Consider the following 16,801-nt stretch of genomic DNA (forward strand, 5'->3'; position numbering starts at 1 on the left):
ACCGTGCATCTGCCGCCATCCGCCGCGTCCGACGGTCAGTACTCCGTGGGCGGTTCCTTGAGGGCGGCCGCGAGTTCACGAACGCTCTCCTTGTCCGCTCGCGCGGGGGATGCAAGTACGCGAACCGGCTGCTCGCCGAGCGAGACGAAGCCGAGATCGAGCCGGTCGGCGGTCTCGCGCAGGCCGAGAGCGGCGTCGGCGTCGCCCGCGATGACCTTCCGCGCGGGGCTCTCGTGGGCACGCAGCCCGAGGTCGAAGCCGTCGATCGCGTCGACGAGGTCGCTTCGGTCCGTCCCGTGGTCGGCCGCGAGGTCGTCAACCGCGGCCTCGAGACTCGAGCGCAGTCCCGAGTCGGTCGTCCGGTTGACGAAGCGGACGTCGCGGTCGACCAGTTCGGCGAGTCCCTCGAGGTCGTGGGGGTTGCCGGCTCGAACGACTAGCCCCCACTCGCGGCTCCAGCGGCCGAGTTCGTCGGCCTCGAGGTCGCGCTCGAGTGGCCCCGCAACGACGGCGACGTCCGGGACGCCCTCGCGGAACCGACGGACGGCTGGTCGTGAGCCGACCGAGAGATAGCGCGGGTTCTCCAGCCGATCGAGCAGCCGGTTCACCGTGGGGTCGTCCTCCCCGACGCCGAGCAGCGTCGGCGGCCGGACGTCCGGCGAGAACAGGTCGACGGTCACCGACTCGCCGGCCTCGAGATAGTCGGTCTCAGGGTCGACGGTGACGACGCCGTCGGCTTCGGCGAGGCTGGTCGTCGCGCCGCTGCCCTTGTCGACGGGGTAGACGAGCGTCTCGCCGTCGCCGTTTTGAACGAGTCCGACGGGCATCAGTCGCAGCCGTCCCTCACCGTACCGTTCCGCTCTCGCCATCGTCCCGGAGACCGTCGCCGCCTTTGGCTCCGGCAGGCCGGCAGCCTCGCGGATCGCCGGCGCAACGAATGTTCGAAAGACCATCATCGCGGAGACGGGATACCCGGGGAGACCGACGTAGGCCGACGACTCGAGCCGACCGACGAGCATCGGCTTGCCGGGTTTGACGCTGACGCCGTGGAGCAACAACTCGCCCTGCTCCTCGATGATCCGGTAGATGACGTCGACCGCGCTCGCGCTGGTCGACCCCGACGAGAGTACGAGATCGCACTCGCTGGCGGCCTCCCGCAGCACGCGTTCCATCTCCGCTTGATCGTCGCCTGCGTGGGGGTAGAGCACCGCTTCGCCGCCGGCATCTTCGACCCCCGCGGCGATCGTGTAGCTGTTGACGTCGTAGATCTCGCCGCACCTGCTGTCGAGGTCCTCGCCCGGACGTACCAGTTCGTCGCCCGTCGAGACGATGCCGACGCGCGGCCGTGCGCGAACGGGCACTTCGTCGACGCCGAGTGCAGAGAGCAAGCCGATATCTCGCGGCGTAATCGTCGTCCCGGGGCCGAGCGCCCGCTCGCCCGCGGCGACGTCCGCGCCGGCGAACATGACGTTGTCGCCGGGAGCGACCGACGTGCGGATTAGCACCTCGTCGCCATCCATATCTGTGCGCTCGACGGGGACCATCGCGTCCGCGCCCGACGGCATCACTGCGCCGGTCGATATTTCGACGGCCTGGCCGTCCGCGACGTCGATCGTCGGCTCCTCACCGGCGTGGACCGCGCCGACGACCTCGAGTTGAGCCGGATCCGCCTCGTCGGCCCCGAACGTGTCCCGCGCCCGGAGCGCGTAGCCGTCCAGACTGGCCCGGTCGAACCCCGGCACGTCGAGTTCGGCGTCGAGTCGGGCAACGAGCACCCGGCCGCGGGCGTTCTCGAGTGAGACGCGGTCGATGCCACCCTCGAGCGACAGCGAATCGATCGCCTCGCGGGCCGCCTTGGGCGACGCTAGATCGCGAAACTCCTTGCGGTTCATACCCGCAGTTGGTGGGCCGGGGGTAAAAACGTCGGTCGAACGCAACGGGGGGCTGGGCCTCGCCCCCCAGACCATCACGACGGAATCACGCGCGGATTTTAGGAGCCGCCGAAGAGGGCGCCACGACTGTTTGCTGTCTCACAACGAACTCGCCGGACTGAATTCGAGGACGAGGGTGGCGGTCGGTCCGACGTACCGCACGCGCGGATGGGAGGTTGCAAGCGGTACAACAGCGTCGCTGAAACCGTTGCAGTCGACGAAAGCGAGCGAGAAACGACGCTGTGGGCGACGAAACGGCGTTACGCCGTCTATAGTAACTGCGCCGGGAGGCCCCACGAAGCGTATGCAACACAGCGATCGACGGACGGCAACGACCGGCACCACCGTGCGCCGACGCGCACCGAGGACAGCGGTACAGCCCTCTCCCGTGGTCACTGGCGGGATCGCTGCACCGAAGACACACGGATCGTTCGAGCGATGACCGGACGAATCTACAGTATCGATTCGATGCGAATCGTCGCGATGGTGTTCGTCGTGGCGATTCACACGGATCCGTTCAGAGGGCTCGGCGTGTACGGCAACGTGGCGAACTTCGTAATCGACTCCGCCGCGCGATTCGTCGTCCCGTTCTTTTTTATGACGGCCGGGTACTTTTTCGCCCGCAAGACCACTCGCCGTAACCTCACTGACTACTTCAGCAAACGGGCCACGACGATCGTCTCGCTCTATGCGTTCGGACTGGCACTCGCTGCGCCGGTGTTCCTCGCAGGGACGGTCCTGCGTACAGGGGCCGAAAACGGCGATATCGTCAGCAGCAGCAGTCACAGACTGGCCGAATTCGTGTCGCCGGCGGCGCTTCTGTACTACGGAAATTCGATCTCCGAAATCCTGTGGTTCCTGCCGGCGCTGCTCTTTTCGTTTGCGTTCGTGTATGTGTTCGTCAGAGCGGACAAGACGACGTATCTGCTCCCGATTTCGCTCGGATTTCACATCGTCGGCCTCTTGGGGACGAGCTATACGATGTTCGTGGACGTGCCGTTCGAGGTCAGAGACGCGCTGTTCTTCGGGTTCTTCTATACCAGTCTCGGATACGCTATTTCCGTGCGTGACTGGCAGCCGACGGCGGCGCGGAGCCCGCTCTATCTCGGACTCACCCTCCTTTTCGGCGTGTTCCATCTGGGAGAACGATACGTACTTGGCTACGTCGTCGGCGGGGAGACGTTCGCCCAGGGGGTCTACACCTCGAGTTACACCATTGGAACCGCGTTGTTTACGGTCTCGTTGTTCGTCTTTCTCCTCTCGAGGCCGACGCTCGGGTCGTCCACACCAGTGCCGTCGTGGGGGAACTACGCCGTCGGAATCTACGTCACCCATCCCGCCGTCCTGTACGTGCTACAACGGACCGCTGAGGCGCTGCATCTCGCGGGCTACGAGATTCGAGAGACGATCTGGTGGCATCTCGTATTGACTCCAGCGACCTTCTTCGGCGCGCTGTTCGTCTACATCGCGGTACAACGGGTCGGTACCACCGAAATCGGAAGCACCGCTCTCTCACGGTTGCGCTCGAGTCGCCATCGCGACCCGGAGTGAGAAACGAAAAATCGTGATATAATACCCGATGGCAGTACATTCCTTCAGAAACACCAGCGTTCTGTCCCGAAGAACACGATAATATGAAGTCCTTTACTGCTGGATCGCAAACGAATTCCTGTGAGTTCTCGATGGCGTGACGTGCCGAATCCGTTTCGCTGGCTCCTGCTCTCGATCGGTGCCCTGCTCGCTCGAGCCGGCGTCATTGACCGGCGGCGCGTCGAACGGACGACCGACCTCGCGTGGCCCCGGATCGTCACGGGGATCGCCCGGATGTCCAAATCCGCGGCGGACGTCGCGATGGTCGGCATCGCCCTCGGGCCGGCAGCGATCGCTGGCGTCGGTCTCGCGACGCCGTACTGGGGACTCGCGTTCGGCGTCGGCGGCGGCATCGCCGGCGCGACGATCGGGCTGGTTTCCCAGCGCTACACCGGCGGCACCCACGCGGCCCTCTCGCGATCAGTGACGACGAGCGGTCTCGTCGCCCTCGCCGTACTGCTCCCGCTTGCCGCGCTGTATCTGGCACTGCCACAACAACTGATCGCACTGGTCGGGAACGACGCCGACTCGATAACCTACGGCGCGCGCTATCTCGAGGTCGTTGCCCTTGGCATCCCGTTCGCAGGGCTGAACCTCATTGCCAGCCGAACCCTCGTCGGCGCCGACGACGCGTGGACGCCGATGATGCTCCGGGCCGGCGGGGCCGTCGTCAACGTGGCGCTCAATGCCGTCTTGCTGTTCGTCCTCGAGTTGGGCGTCGTCGGCGCGGCGATCGGGACGATCGTCGCGAACGCCCTCGTGCTGGCCGCGTTCACGGTTGGTTTCGCAGTCGGTCGCCTCCCGCTGCTGGGCGAGTTTCCCGTCACGCTCAGCGTCTCGCAGCTCCCGGCGACGGCCGACGACGTCCGGAACGTGCTCTCGATCGGCGGGCCGCTCGTCTTTACGAACGTCGCTCGCCGGGCCGCACAGTTCCCGATGCTCGCGATCGTCGCCCTCTTCGGGCCGAACGTCCTCGCCGCTTACGTCGTCGCCCGTCGCGTCCGGGACCTGATGGACACCCCCGGCTGGGGCTTTTCGCTCGCCTCGAGCAGCCTCGTCGGGCAGGAACTCGGCACGGGTGACGAAGGGCGTGCGGACACGTACGGTCGCGAATTGCTCTGGTTCGGGACGGGCGTCTATCTCGTCAGCGCGACGCTCGTTCTCGTCTTCGCCGAACCGATCGGTCGCCTCTTCGTTTCGGACCCGTCGATCCTGCCGCTCGTGACGACGTTCATCGCCGTCGCCTGCGTCAGCGTCGTCTTCCGCGGCATCAGCGGCGGTGCAACCGGCCCGCTCCGCGCCAGCGGTGATACCCGCTGGCCGTTCTACGGGCAGGTGCTCGGCCTGTACGTTTTTGCCCTTCCCGTCGCCGCGCTCGGTGCCGTCTCGGCCCCGATTCCGGCGCTCGAGGCCGTGACGTCCTTGGGCATCGAAGCCCTCTACGCGGCGCTGATCCTCGAGACGCTCGTTCCCGCCGTCGTCACCTACTACCGGTTCGAAACGGGCCACTGGTTGGTCATCAGCCGCGCGTATCGACCTGACTCCGCGCCGGGCGATTAAGACGGGCCGCAGCCGCTGTCCTGATGTGACTGCAGAAAGGGGCGTGGTCGCGCCGGAACCGACGGACGATAGCCCGTATGACCCACCGCGTTCGGCCCGTTCGAACTGTCCGTGATAATCGTGAGGAGATAGATGTCTTTTTCACACTGAGTTCCATATCGGTTGGTATGGCTACCCATGGCTTTCAGAACGGTGGTGGCGCGGGTGTTTCTCTTCCCGATGCTGTTCCGTTCGATCTTCCCCACCTCACTCGATTAAGCTGGGAACTCGGATCGCACGTGGTCGACGACGATGGACACCTGCACAGCGAGTGGGAACAACCGGGTGGATCTCGGTCGCTGTCGATCTTCCGTGTCACGGATAACACCGTGATTATACGCATTCGGACGCCTGTGGGCCGGGAGCGATTCTACGGTGCAGCCCAACTCGATCTCGAGCAGGCCCTGCCTGAACTCGAGGCAGCACCCCGCTGGCACCGTCGGAAGTGACGGGCGCGTTCGGTTCCGGTTGTCGCGGCCATTGTCGGGAGGACAACGATTACAACCCTCCCGCTTGAGTCGGGTGGTATGGCACGTCTTACCGAAACCGACCGCGAACGGATCACTGCGCTGTTCGACCGCCACCTCGAGGTTGGCCTCCATCACGGTGCACAGTTGGCCGTCTTCGTCGATGGCGAGCAGGTGCTCGATCTCGCGGGCGGGACGACCGGCCCGGACGGGGGCGACGAAACGCCCACCCAGCGCCACGTCCTCTTTTCGTGTACGAAACCGTACGCGGCCGTGACGCTGCACTCGCTCGTCACGGACGGCGCGCTCGCGTACGACGACCGCGTCGTCGACCACTGGCCCGGGTTCGCCGACGCGGGCTCCGAAAAGGCCGAGATAACCGTTCGACAGGTGCTCAGCCACACCGCCGGTCTCCCGCGGGGCGAGATCGACGACCGACCTGATCTGTGGACCGACTGGGACGCCGTCGTCGACGCCCTCGAGTCGATGGAGCCGGTCTACCCGCCGGGAGAGGTTCCCGCCTATCACGCGCTGACGTTCGGCTGGCTGGTCGGCGAACTCGTTCGCCGGGTGTCGGGAACGCCGATCGAGACCGTCGCCGCCGAGCGCGTCTTCGAGCCGCTCGGGATGGACGACACCGGGATCGGCCTTCGAGACCACGAGGACGACGGCGTCGCGACGCTCGTCGCGTTCGAACCGTTCGACCGCTGTCGCGACCCCGGCGAGGGGCTGGGCGACCACACGAAGGTCGCGGCCCCGTTCAACACCGAGGAGATTCACCGGGCCGTCGTCCCCGCCGCGACCGGGATCGGAACCGCGACCGATATGGCTCGCTTCTACGCCTGTCTCGCCAACGGCGGCGAACTCGAGGGCACCCGCATCCTCCCGTTCGAGACCGTCGAGACGATGACGACCCTCGAGGCCGAAACGGACGCCGACGGCACGCTCGGACGGGAGGCGCGGTTCTCGCTTGGCTTCTGGAACGGTGGGACGACGGTCGCACCCTACGGGTCCCTGTCACCGACGCACGCGTTCGGACACGCCGGACTCGGCAGTAGCGTCGGGTGGGCTGATCCCGAGGAGAACATCGGCTTTTCGTACGTGACGAACGGCGTCCGCGACGGATCGTACGAACACGTCGCTCGAGTGAACGCGCTCGCGGATGCAGTTCGGCTCGCGATTCGGTAGGACGCGGCTCGGACGAATCGCGCCGCGGGCGGTTGTCCTACCCGATCAGCGCCCGGAACACGTCGCTGAACACGATCAGCGTCAGTCCGGCGAGGATGATCAACAGCAGGAAGCTAAAGAAAATAATGATGGCTTGTCGACCGGTTAGCGACTCCCCTTCCAGCAGTTCGTTTATTTCCATGCGTTGGTGACTGATACACAGACACGCATATTAAAAACGATGGTGTTGGCATGCGCGCGCCGATACCAACCCACACGCTCGCCCCATCGTTACCACTCGGCGCTTCGAGACAGTCGTCGATTACGCGTTCGGTTCCCAGTTCTGGACGACGACAGTCTCGCCCGCCGGAATCCCCTCGCGGTCGTCGTCGACGACCACCCAGCCGTCCGCGAGCGCGACACTCGAGAGGACCCCCGATCCGCTCGCTCTGGTCGGCGTCGCGGTGTACGCGGGCTCGTCCCCGCCATCATCGAGCGCGTCGGCCTCGTGAGCCTCGAGTTGTACGCGCGCGAACGTTCGCGTCCCGGGTTCGCTCGGAATTTTGCGCTCGAGCGTCGCCCGCGTCGTCGGCTGTGGGTCGGGCTCGGTGCCCTCGAGCCAGCGCAGCGTGGGTCGCAGGAACTGGACGGCGTTGACGATACAGGCGACGGGATACCCCGGCAAGGCGAGGACGGGGGTGTCCTCGACGATGCCGAGACAGACGGGATGACCGGGTTTGAGGCCGACACCGTGGACGACCACCTCGCCTAACTCGTCGATCACCTCCGGCAGCAGGTCACGCTTGCCGACGCTCGAGCCGCCGGTCGTGACGACGACGTCGTGGGTCAGGTCGCGCTGGATCGCGACGCGCAACGAGTCGTGATCGTCGGTGACGACGTCCCGGTACGTCGCCCGGCCGCCCCAGCGTTCGACCAGTCGGGAGACGGTGAGCCCGTTGGTTTCGACGACCTCGCCCGGTCCGGGATCGCCCTCGACGAGTTCCTCACCGGTCGGGATCACGCCGACCGTCGGCTGTTTCGCGACCGAAACGGACCCGTATCCCGCAGACCGGAGTAAGCCGAGATCCGACGGGCGCAGCCGGTGGCCCACCTCGTAGAGGTGCTGGCCCTCCTCGACGTCCTCGCCGATCGGAGCGACGTTTTCGCCCGCCGCGACGGCGTCTTCGACCTCGAGTTCGCCGGCCGACTCGAGCGTCTCGACGTGTTCGATCATGACGACGGCGTCTGCGCCCTCCGGGAGGGCGCTGCCGGTGTGGACCCGTGCGGCCGTCCCGGGGTCGACGCGGGCGTCGTCACCGACGCCGTCGGCGAGGCGGAGCACTTCGGGCGAGCGGGCACTGGCTCCGAACGTGTCCGCGGCGCGAACGGCGTAGCCGTCCATCGCCGCCCGCTGGTAGTGAGGGACGTTTCGGGCGGCCGTGACCGGGACGGCGAGCACGCGCCCGTCCGCGCGGTCGACGTCGACGGTCTCCGTCCCCGTCGCGGCTGGTGTTTCGCCGTCCTCGTCACCGGCGCTGACGTCCTCGAGGGCGGTTCTGAGTAGTCGACGCGCCTCGTCGACCGGCGTCCGAACCTTGAATCCGGCCTCCTTGCGCTCGCTGTCGGCACCTTCCATACTCGAAGTCGGGTCGCGGGGCGTCAAAAGCGTAGGGGACGGGAACAGTCGTCCCGGCGGCCGGCCGGAGTACACGGCGTCGAATCCACCGCTACCGCGGGGTTTTTCGTATCGGCGTTCGAACCTGTAGCTATGTCAGCGCTCCGTGATGCACTGCGGGACCTCTCCGAGGACGTTTTTTTCGATCTGCTCGAGAGCGAGGACGCGTACCTGCTCGTACTCGATATCCCGGGTGTATCGGCCGAGACGCTCGAGTTGTCGGTCGAGGACGGTCGCATCTCCATCGACGCCCATCGGGAGAAAGACCCCGAGGACGACTTTCGGTATCTCGAGGAAAACCGGCCACTGTTTCTCGAGTTCGACCTCCCCCTGCCGGCAGATACGACCGGCACGGCGTCGGAAGCTGTCGTCGAACGCGGCGTGCTCGAGTTGACGCTCCCCAAAACATCGTCGGATGGCGAGACGACGATCGACGTCGTCGACGAGGACACCGACTAACGTGAGGTGAGCAAGGCTGGCCCCCCTTCGCGCGTACAAGCGCTTCGTTATCGTCGTCTGGCAGTTTCTCCCCCTGTTGATCGCCTACGCCCGCGACCGTCGTCGATTTCTGCTGTTCGGCCGGCCTCGACGGGTCGACGCCGAGACCAACCGCCACCGGGCCGAGGTACTGCTCGAGTCGCTGTTGACCCTCGGGCCGACGTTTATCAAACTCGGACAGCTGCTCTCGACGCGACCAGACATCTTGCCGCCGTCGTACATCGAGGTCCTTGCGTCGCTGCAAGACGACGTGCCGCCCGCCGAGTGGGCGGCCGCGAAGGCGGTGCTCGAGGACGAACTCGGTCCGCTCGAAGACCACTTCGCCGCGTTCGAAACCGAAGCGATCAGCGGAGCGAGTCTCGGACAGGTGTATCGGGCCCGTCTCGATGCCGAGACCGATTCGGGGAGGGACAACCCCGACCATGGCCGTGACGTTGCCGTCAAGATTCGTCGGCCGGAGATCGAACCGCTCGTCAAGGCGGATCTGCGGGTGATCCGCTGGTCGCTGCCGGTCCTGTTGTACTTCGTCGGCGAGTCACGAGCGTTTTCCCTCGAGAACCTCGCCGACGAGTTTGCAAAGACCATCCGCGAGGAGATGGACTACGAGCGCGAGGCGACGATGCTTCAGGAGATCCGCGCCAACTTCGACGGCGACGACCGCTTCGTCATCCCGGACGTAATCGAGAGTCACTCGGGACGGCGCGTGCTCACGATGGAGTACATCGACGGGACGAAGATCAACGACGTCGACGAACTCGAGCGAAAGGGGATCGATCGCACACAGGTCGCGGAGAACCTCCAGCGATCGTATCTCCAGATGATCATCGACGACGGGGTCTTTCACGCCGATCCACACCCGGGCAACCTCGCCGTGACCGATGAGGGCCGGGTCGTCTTCTACGATTTCGGGATGTCCGGTCGGGTCGACGAGTTCGTCCAGCAGAAGATCGTCGAGTTCTACATCGCGGTCGCCAACCAGGATATCGACGCCATCCTCGATGCACTGACCGAGATCGGCACGCTCTCGCCCGATGCTGACCGAGCGGTGATGGCCGAGGTGATGGAACTGGCCATTCAGGACGCTCGCGGCGAGGACATCGAACAGTACCGGGTCAACCAGATCGTCGGCCAGATCGAAGACTCGATCTACGAATTCCCGTTCCGGCTGCCGAAGAACCTCGCGCTCGTTTTGCGGGTCGCGACCGTCGTCGAAGGCGTCTGTGTCACCCTCGATCCGGAGTTCGACTTCATCGACACCGCGACGAGCTACCTCACCGAACAGGGCTACCGCGAGGAGTCCATCCGCAAGTACCTCGAGGAGTCTGGCCAGCAACTCCGTCGCACCGGCGAGTCGCTGACTCGAATCGCGCCGAAAGCCGAGCGCACGCTCGACCGACTCGACCGCGACGACCAGTTCGTCCGGATCGGCGTCGAGGACTCCAACGGCGTGTTCACGACGCTCGCCAAACGGCTCGTCTACGGCATGTTGCTCACGATGTCGCTGTTCTCGATGGGCGTCCTCTACGCGCTCGAGGCCCCCGAAGCGTCGATCGTCGCCGCCGTCTTTTCGACGCTGGTCGTGATCCAGCTCTACCGATCGTTCCGTAAACCGCGGTCGACGCGCGTACGTCCGCAGTTCACCCGCCAGAACCTCCGTCAGCGACGCGACGAGGAGTAGCCACTCCAGCGCATGTGACGGTGGTCAAACGTTTTTCCGCTGGCGCTCCACTACGTGGTATGAACTACGACCGACTCGCGGCGCTGTCGCTATCGATCGACGACGTCGCACTCGAGCGACTCGAGCGCGAGACCTCGAGCGAGTTTACCCGCGTGACGACCGAAATCGCCCTCGCCGGCTCCGACGCCGACGGCGAAACCGTCGTCGGGCGGGGTGAAGACGTCACCTACGAGGCCGACGAGCACGATGCACTCGCCGACACTGGACTGCCCGATCTGACCGGCGAGTACACCATCGACTCGTTTGCCGACCGGCTCGAGGCGGTCGACCTGTTCCCCGCGGGTGCGCCCGACCGCGAGGTGTTCAGAAACTACCGGCGCTGGGGCGTCGAGAGCGCCGCGCTCGACCTCGCTTTACGACAGGCCGGCACGGACGTCGCAAGCGAACTCGGACGCTCGCTCGAGCCGGTTCGGTTCGTCGCCAGCACCCGCCTCGGCGAGCCGCCGACGGCAGACCGCCTCGAGGCGCTTCGCGAGCGGGTCCCCGACCTCGAGTGCAAGCTCGATCCGATCCCCGAGTGGGACAAAGATCTCGTCGCCGACATCGTCGATACGGTCGGCTCGGACGGCGTTCGCATTCTGGATCTTAAAGGCCAGTACGAGGGGACCGACGTCGACGTCCCCGCTGACCCCGAACTGTACACGCTCGTGCTCGAGGCGTTTCCTGACGCCGTCCTCGAGGACCCCGCGCTCACCGACGAGACGCGACCGTTGTTCGACGACGGCGAGGTGCGCCGTCGCGTCTCGTGGGACGCTCCGATTCACGGTGTCGACGACATCGAGGCGCTGCCGTGGGAGCCCGACTGGCTCAACGTCAAACCCTCGCGCTTTGGCTCGCTCGAGTCGCTGTTCGAGACGATCGCCTACTGTGCCGAGCGGGACATCCGCTGCTACGGCGGCGGCCAGTTCGAACTCGGCGTCGGCCGCGGCCAGATTCAGCTGCTGGCATCGCTGTGGTACGCAGACGGGCCGAACGACGTTGCGCCACGAGCGTACAACGATCCCGAACTCGGTGCATCGTTGCCGTCGAGTCCGCTCGAGCCATCGGCCGAGCCCTGCGGATTTCGGTGGACCGTCGACGGCCGGTAACGGGCCGCTCTCGACGTGTTAACGGACTGACTTACTCGAGCAGCCATTCCAAACGGTTTATGGCCGTCGGTTGATTACGCCGGGATATGGCGAAACAGCAGACCGAAGTTCGCGATCTCCAGGAAGGAAGTTACGTCATGATCGACGACGCAGCCTGTAAAATCAACGCCTACTCGACGGCCAAGCCGGGGAAACACGGCAGCGCGAAGGCCCGTATCGAGGCCAAAGGCGTCTTCGACGGCAAGAAGCGCTCGCTCTCTCAGCCCGTCGACGCGAAGATCTGGGTCCCGATCATTGAGCGCAAAAACGGACAGGTCGTCTCGGTCGATGGCGACGACATGCAGGTTATGGACTTAGAAACGTACGAGACGATCACGATGCGCATCCCCGAGGACAAAGAGGTCTCCCCCGACGAGAACATCGAGTACCTCGAGATGGAAGACCAGCGAAAGATCGTCTAATGTTTCCCGGGGCGACTGCCGAACGCGAGGGAGCCGATGCGCGAGGACACGAGTCCGATCGTGACGGTGCGAACTTCGTGGTCGTCGGTGCGCCCCTGGACGCGACGACGACCTTTCAGCCGGGGACCCGATTCGGTCCCCGCCGCATTCGAACGTTTGCCGAGTCGTTCGACGATTACGACCGTCGAACTGACCAGTACTTTTCGGACCTCGACGTCACCGACCACGGTGACGTTCGCGCATGGGACGACATCGAGGCGTACCTCGAGTGGCTCGAGGGGACGCTTCGGGACGTCGTCTGGGACGACGCCATCCCCCTGATGCTCGGCGGCGAACACACCGTTTCGCTCGCGGGCGCACGCGCGGCCGAACCCGAGGTCGTCGTCTCGCTCGACGCCCACCTCGACCTCCGCGATGCCTACGACGGGAATCCGCTCTCCCACGCCGCCGTGATGCGCCGCATTCTCGACGACGTCGACTCCGTCGAGGAACTGTTCGTCCTCGGTGCCCGCACCGGGAGCGAAGCCGAGTGGGAGCGAGCGGCCGACGACGACGTGACGGTCGTGGCTCCCGAGGACGTCGGCGACTGGTCGTTCGCGGACCGACTCGAGGGTCGGGACGTCTACTTGAGTGTCGATATCGACGCTGCCGACCCCGCGTACGCGCCGGGGACGGGAACGATGGAGCCCTTTGGCCTCGAGCCACGCGAGTTGCGCGACGTCGTTCGCGACGTGGCACCGCACGCGACCGGATTCGACGTCGTCGAGGTCAACGACCGCGACGACGGCCAGACCGCCTCGCTCGCCGGCAAACTCGTCCGCGAGTTCGTCTTTTCGAACGCCGACGGGACTGGCGACGCGTAGCGTTCTCGATCGGATTTTCCACGCCTCGGGTGGTCTCGACGAATAGTCGCTCGATTACACTCGAGCCGAGCGTCGCTGGTCGAAGGGGCCGTCATTGCAGTCAGTATCGGTCAGTCCCGTCGACGGATGTGACCGCCTCACGTGGGTCGCTTGCAAATGCATAGCACACGTTGATATGGGCGATCAGTGTCAGATGGTTGTTGATGACCCCACGAGCAGGCACCGGTCGTTTCATGGTGATCACGCATGAGTGAGCTTCCACCGATGACGTCGGTCAAACGATGGCTCGTGACGACGAATCACAAGGACGTTGGGATCCTCTATCTGGTCACAGCGTTGTTTTTCCTCCTGTTCGGCGGCGTCCTCGCGTTAGTGTTCCGGGTGCATCTGTGGGAAGCCGGTGGGATCGGCCTGCTTTCGGGTAACGAATTCAATCAGGCCGTGTCGGTCCACGGGCTGTTGATGGTCTTCTGGTTCCTCTCGCCGTTTGCGGCTGGTTTTGCGAATTACATCGTACCGTTGCAGATCGGCGCGAACGACCTCGCGTTCCCCCGGCTGAACGCTCTGAGTTACTGGTTCTATCTGTTTTCGGGACTCCTGCTTGGCCTCTCGTTCTTCCAGGGACGGTCGTTTGCGGGTGGCTGGACGATGTACGCCCCGCTAAACGTGCCGATGTATCATCCGGCGCTCGAGGCGGCGACTGGCGGGAATGCGACCGTCCTCGCATTGACCCTGTTCGTCTTTTCGATCACGATCGGGACGGTCAACTTCCTCACGACGATCCACCGCTGTCGTGCGGAGGGGCTCGGATTGTGGAACGTCCCGCTTTTCACCTGGTCGTGGCTGCTGACGGTGTGGATGATGCTGTTTGCCTTCGCTGCACTGCTTGCCGCTCTGTTGTTACAGACCAGCGATCGCATCCTCCTGACGCAGTACTTCGCGACCGATCAGGGCTCGAGTCTGCTGTGGGCGCACCTGTTCTGGTTCTTCGGCCATCCGGAGGTGTACATCGTCTTCTTCCCCGCGTTGGGGGTCATGTTCGAGACGTTCCAGACGTTCTCCGGGCGACGGATCGTCGGCCGGAAGTGGGTCATCATCGCGATGGTGCTGGTGGCCGTCCAGTCGTTCCTGGTCTGGATGCACCACATGTTCCTGACGACGATCAATCTGGAGATCAAGACGCTGTTCATGGCGACGACGATCGGGATCTCGCTGCCCTTCGATCTGATGGTCTTCGCGCTGATCTACACGATGGTCAAGGGGAGGATTCGGTTCACGACGCCGTTTCTGTTCAGCCTCGGCGCACTCGTCCTGTTCATCCTCGGCGGGATCACCGGAGTTTTCCTCGGGGCCGTCGTGTTGGACTACGAGTTCCGCGGCACCTACTGGGTCGTCGCCCACTTCCACTACGTGATGGTCTCGGGCGTCACGGCGTTGATCGCCGGCCTCTACTACTGGTGGCCCAAAATCACCGGGAAGATGTACTCCGAGACGCTCGGCAAACTCAACTTCGCCGTCTACTTCATCGGATTCAATCTGTTGTACTTCCCGATGTTCCTCGCCTGGGAGACGCCGCGTCGCGTCTTCAACTATACCGAAGGGACGCAACTCTACCATCAGATGGCAACCGTCGGCGCGTTCGTCCTCGGTGCCTCGTTCCTGATCCTCTTTTATACCCTTGCAAAGAGTTGGATATCGGGACCAGAAGCGCCTGACAATCCGTGGGAGTTCTCCCGGACTGCCGAGTGGGCGACCACGTCGCCGCCGCCGCTCGAGAACTGGGACGGACGGCCGAGCTACGCCAGCGGCCGCCTCGAGTTCGTCGACGAGTCGACAGCGACCGACGGCGGGGTGATGGCTAACAGCGAACTGCGACAGGAAGAACACGCCGACCACGCCAGTATCTGGCCGCTCGGCATCGGGTTCGGGACGTTCGTGCTCTTTCTCGGCCTGTCGGGTATCACCCCTTACATGATCTCGTTCGCGCAGGGAACCGGTGCGGCGAGCGAGTCACTCGTCGGGACGGGTGCCGAAGAGAGCATCATCTACCCGGTGTTGACGGTACTCGGTACCGCGATCCTCGCCTACACGCTCTTCGAGTACGGACGCGAGTCGTTCCACGCTCCCGATATGGCGGTCGCGGAGCGGTGGCCGTTCGAAGGCGTCGGTACGACGAAACTCGGCGTCTGGTTCTTTTTGGCGTCAGACGTGATCGTCTTCGGTGCGATCATCGGAGCCTACATCTTCGCTCGTCTCCACGCCGGCTGGGGAACCTGGGAGAGCGTGCCGCCGTCGGCGATGGTCGGCCTCTTCAACACGTACGTGCTGTTGACCTCGAGTTTCACGGTCGTGCTCGCACTCGTCTTCGCCGAACGGAAGAACAAACGTGGTCTTCTGGCCTCGCTCGGCGCGACGCTACTGCTCGGACTCGTCTTCCTCGCTGTCAAAGGTTGGGAGTGGAGCTACGAGTTCGCTCACGACGTCTACTGGTTTACCGAACTGCAGTACTCGATCTACTTCGCGACGACCGGCTTGCACGCCCTCCACGTCATCTTCGGGCTGTTCATCGCTGCGTTCATGGTCTACCGCATCGCGTCGGTCGACGCCTATCTCGAAGACGAGCGTCCTGTGGAGTACTTCGGCCTTTACTGGCACTTCGTCGACATCGTCTGGGTCTTCCTGTTCCCGCTGTTTTACCTGCTGTGAGGCTCCCCGTTTTCGGTTGCTGCGGCGCTTATCGCTGCCGGACGACTCCCGGCCCCGACGAACCACTCGCTTACAAGAGTCTCGCGGGGCTACCTCGAGCCATGGAACTTCCGTCCTTCGTTTCCCGGCTCGACGAGGAACTGCGAACCGACGACTACGCCGACGTCGACGCCAGCGCGAACGGTCTGCAGATCGGCCCCGACAGCGGCGCGGTCGATCACGTCGCCTTCGCGGTCGACGGCGTCCGCGAGACGGTCGACCGTGCGGTCGACGCCGACGCTGACGTGCTCGTTACCCACCACGGGCTCTCGTGGGACGGCTTCGACCGCGTGACGGGACGCACCTACGATCGGATCGCCCCGCTGATCGAACACGACCTCGCGCTCTACGTCTCACACCTTCCACTCGACGGCCACCAGGAACTGGGCAACGCCGCCGGCGTCGCCGACGTTCTCGGCCTCGAGGAATGCGCCCCCTTCGGCGAACTCGGCCCGGAGCACATCGGTCAGCGGGGAACCGCCGCCGAGTCGTACACCATCGACGAACTCTGTGCACGCCTCGAGGATCGCCTCGAGACCGGCGGCCAGCCGGTCCGGTCGCTGGCGTTCGGCCCCGACGAGATCGAGGAGGTCGCGATCGTCACCGGCAGCGGAACCGACTGGCTGGACGAGGCCGTCGATGCCGGTGTCGACGCCCTCGTAACGGGCGAGGGGAAACAGAAAGCCTACCACGAGGCCAAGGAAGCCGGGATCCACGTCGTGTTGGCGGGGCACTACGCGACCGAGACGTTCGGCGTCCGGGCGCTGCAGGACCTGGTCGATTCGTGGGGCCTCGAGACGAGTTACATCGAGATCCCCACGGGGCTGTAACCACCGAGTATCGAGCACCCCGAGTGGTCACGTCGAAGGCTCGCTCGAGCGCCTCGAGATCCGGTACGTAGCGCCGTCCACCGATGGCGGGCCAACACCGATGGTCTCGGTGTCACTGGTGGCTCATACGGTTTACTGTAATTATACTG

General features: G+C 64.8%; 14 protein-coding genes. 11 read left to right on the forward strand and 3 right to left on the reverse strand.

Annotated features, from left to right (window positions below):
* Nucleotides 1–35: 35 nt before the first annotated feature.
* Nucleotides 36–1,892: a molybdopterin biosynthesis protein gene (locus GCU68_RS09110; protein ID WP_152940903.1), complete on the reverse strand. Its 1,857-nt coding sequence runs from the start codon at nt 1,890–1,892 to the stop codon at nt 36–38.
* A gap of 207 nt (nt 1,893–2,099) precedes the next feature.
* Here GCU68_RS09110 and GCU68_RS09115 point away from each other — a divergent pair, with 207 nt between their 5' ends.
* The 4 genes from GCU68_RS09115 to GCU68_RS09130 all read left to right on the forward strand — a co-directional run bounded on the left by GCU68_RS09115 (nt 2,100) and on the right by GCU68_RS09130 (nt 6,775).
* Complete coding sequence (locus tag GCU68_RS09115) at nt 2,100–3,482, forward strand: acyltransferase (protein ID WP_227014810.1); 1,383 nt, start codon at nt 2,100–2,102, stop codon at nt 3,480–3,482.
* A 141-nt stretch (nt 3,483–3,623) separates the two neighbouring features.
* Nucleotides 3,624–5,081: an MATE family efflux transporter gene (locus GCU68_RS09120; protein WP_152943682.1), complete on the forward strand. Its 1,458-nt coding sequence runs from the start codon at nt 3,624–3,626 to the stop codon at nt 5,079–5,081.
* 167 nt (nt 5,082–5,248) lie between these two features.
* The gene (locus GCU68_RS09125) at nt 5,249–5,569 is read left to right on the forward strand and encodes a hypothetical protein (protein WP_152940904.1); all 321 of its coding nucleotides are present in this window, start codon (nt 5,249–5,251) and stop codon (nt 5,567–5,569) included.
* 78 nt (nt 5,570–5,647) lie between these two features.
* Nucleotides 5,648–6,775, forward strand: a complete 1,128-nt coding sequence (locus GCU68_RS09130; protein WP_152940906.1) for a serine hydrolase domain-containing protein — start codon at nt 5,648–5,650, stop codon at nt 6,773–6,775.
* Nucleotides 6,776–6,812: 37 nt separating this feature from the next.
* Here the strand turns inward: GCU68_RS09130 and GCU68_RS21295 are convergent, their stop codons facing one another.
* Both GCU68_RS21295 and GCU68_RS09135 read right to left on the reverse strand, forming a co-directional pair.
* Nucleotides 6,813–6,956, reverse strand: coding sequence for a hypothetical protein (locus GCU68_RS21295; RefSeq protein WP_168927082.1), 144 nt, complete (start codon nt 6,954–6,956; stop codon nt 6,813–6,815).
* Between the two features lie 120 nt (nt 6,957–7,076).
* The gene (locus GCU68_RS09135; protein WP_152940908.1) at nt 7,077–8,390 is read right to left on the reverse strand and encodes a molybdopterin molybdotransferase MoeA; all 1,314 of its coding nucleotides are present in this window, start codon (nt 8,388–8,390) and stop codon (nt 7,077–7,079) included.
* 132 nt (nt 8,391–8,522) lie between these two features.
* Here GCU68_RS09135 and GCU68_RS09140 point away from each other — a divergent pair, with 132 nt between their 5' ends.
* From GCU68_RS09140 to GCU68_RS09170, 7 genes are all read left to right on the forward strand, one after another.
* A complete protein-coding gene (locus GCU68_RS09140; protein ID WP_152940910.1) occupies nt 8,523–8,888 on the forward strand; it encodes an Hsp20/alpha crystallin family protein in 366 nt (121 codons plus the stop codon).
* 76 nt (nt 8,889–8,964) lie between these two features.
* Nucleotides 8,965–10,605 carry an ABC1 kinase family protein gene (locus GCU68_RS09145; protein WP_152940912.1) on the forward strand — a complete coding sequence of 547 codons (1,641 nt, stop codon included), beginning with the start codon at nt 8,965–8,967 and terminating at the stop codon, nt 10,603–10,605.
* Between the two features lie 59 nt (nt 10,606–10,664).
* Nucleotides 10,665–11,753, forward strand: coding sequence for an enolase-like domain-containing protein (locus GCU68_RS09150; protein WP_152940914.1), 1,089 nt, complete (start codon nt 10,665–10,667; stop codon nt 11,751–11,753).
* An 86-nt stretch (nt 11,754–11,839) separates the two neighbouring features.
* Nucleotides 11,840–12,214: a translation initiation factor IF-5A gene (locus GCU68_RS09155; RefSeq protein WP_152940916.1), complete on the forward strand. Its 375-nt coding sequence runs from the start codon at nt 11,840–11,842 to the stop codon at nt 12,212–12,214.
* A complete protein-coding gene (gene speB, locus GCU68_RS09160) occupies nt 12,214–13,077 on the forward strand; it encodes an agmatinase (protein WP_152940918.1) in 864 nt (287 codons plus the stop codon). Before GCU68_RS09155 ends, speB begins: the two co-directional genes overlap by 1 nt.
* Before the next feature lie 246 nt (nt 13,078–13,323).
* On the forward strand, nt 13,324–15,783 hold the full coding sequence (locus GCU68_RS09165; RefSeq protein ID WP_152940920.1) for a cbb3-type cytochrome c oxidase subunit I: 2,460 nt from the start codon (nt 13,324–13,326) through the stop codon (nt 15,781–15,783).
* A gap of 101 nt (nt 15,784–15,884) precedes the next feature.
* Nucleotides 15,885–16,652 carry a Nif3-like dinuclear metal center hexameric protein gene (locus tag GCU68_RS09170; RefSeq protein WP_152940922.1) on the forward strand — a complete coding sequence of 256 codons (768 nt, stop codon included), beginning with the start codon at nt 15,885–15,887 and terminating at the stop codon, nt 16,650–16,652.
* The last annotated feature ends 149 nt before the right edge of the window (nt 16,653–16,801 follow it).

It is taken from the genome of Natronorubrum aibiense (assembly GCF_009392895.1).
In the GTDB taxonomy this organism is placed as follows: domain Archaea; phylum Halobacteriota; class Halobacteria; order Halobacteriales; family Natrialbaceae; genus Natronorubrum; species Natronorubrum aibiense.

Bases quoted from the DNA above. Each gene is read 5' to 3' on its own strand.
- GCU68_RS21295 (WP_168927082.1), bottom strand. From the start codon at position 6,956: ATGGAAATAAACGAACTGCTGGAAGGGGAGTCGCTAACCGGTCGACAA.
- GCU68_RS09135 (WP_152940908.1), bottom strand. From the start codon at position 8,390: ATGGAAGGTGCCGACAGCGAGCGCAAGGAGGCCGGATTCAAGGTTCGG.
- GCU68_RS09115 (WP_227014810.1), top strand. From the start codon at position 2,100: ATGGGAGGTTGCAAGCGGTACAACAGCGTCGCTGAAACCGTTGCAGTC.
- GCU68_RS09170 (WP_152940922.1), top strand. From the start codon at position 15,885: ATGGAACTTCCGTCCTTCGTTTCCCGGCTCGACGAGGAACTGCGAACC.
- speB (WP_152940918.1), top strand. From the start codon at position 12,214: ATGTTTCCCGGGGCGACTGCCGAACGCGAGGGAGCCGATGCGCGAGGA.
- GCU68_RS09155 (WP_152940916.1), top strand. From the start codon at position 11,840: ATGGCGAAACAGCAGACCGAAGTTCGCGATCTCCAGGAAGGAAGTTAC.
- GCU68_RS09125 (WP_152940904.1), top strand. From the start codon at position 5,249: ATGGCTACCCATGGCTTTCAGAACGGTGGTGGCGCGGGTGTTTCTCTT.
- GCU68_RS09130 (WP_152940906.1), top strand. From the start codon at position 5,648: ATGGCACGTCTTACCGAAACCGACCGCGAACGGATCACTGCGCTGTTC.
- GCU68_RS09150 (WP_152940914.1), top strand. From the start codon at position 10,665: ATGAACTACGACCGACTCGCGGCGCTGTCGCTATCGATCGACGACGTC.
- GCU68_RS09110 (WP_152940903.1), bottom strand. From the start codon at position 1,892: ATGAACCGCAAGGAGTTTCGCGATCTAGCGTCGCCCAAGGCGGCCCGC.
- GCU68_RS09165 (WP_152940920.1), top strand. From the start codon at position 13,324: ATGAGTGAGCTTCCACCGATGACGTCGGTCAAACGATGGCTCGTGACG.
- GCU68_RS09140 (WP_152940910.1), top strand. From the start codon at position 8,523: ATGTCAGCGCTCCGTGATGCACTGCGGGACCTCTCCGAGGACGTTTTT.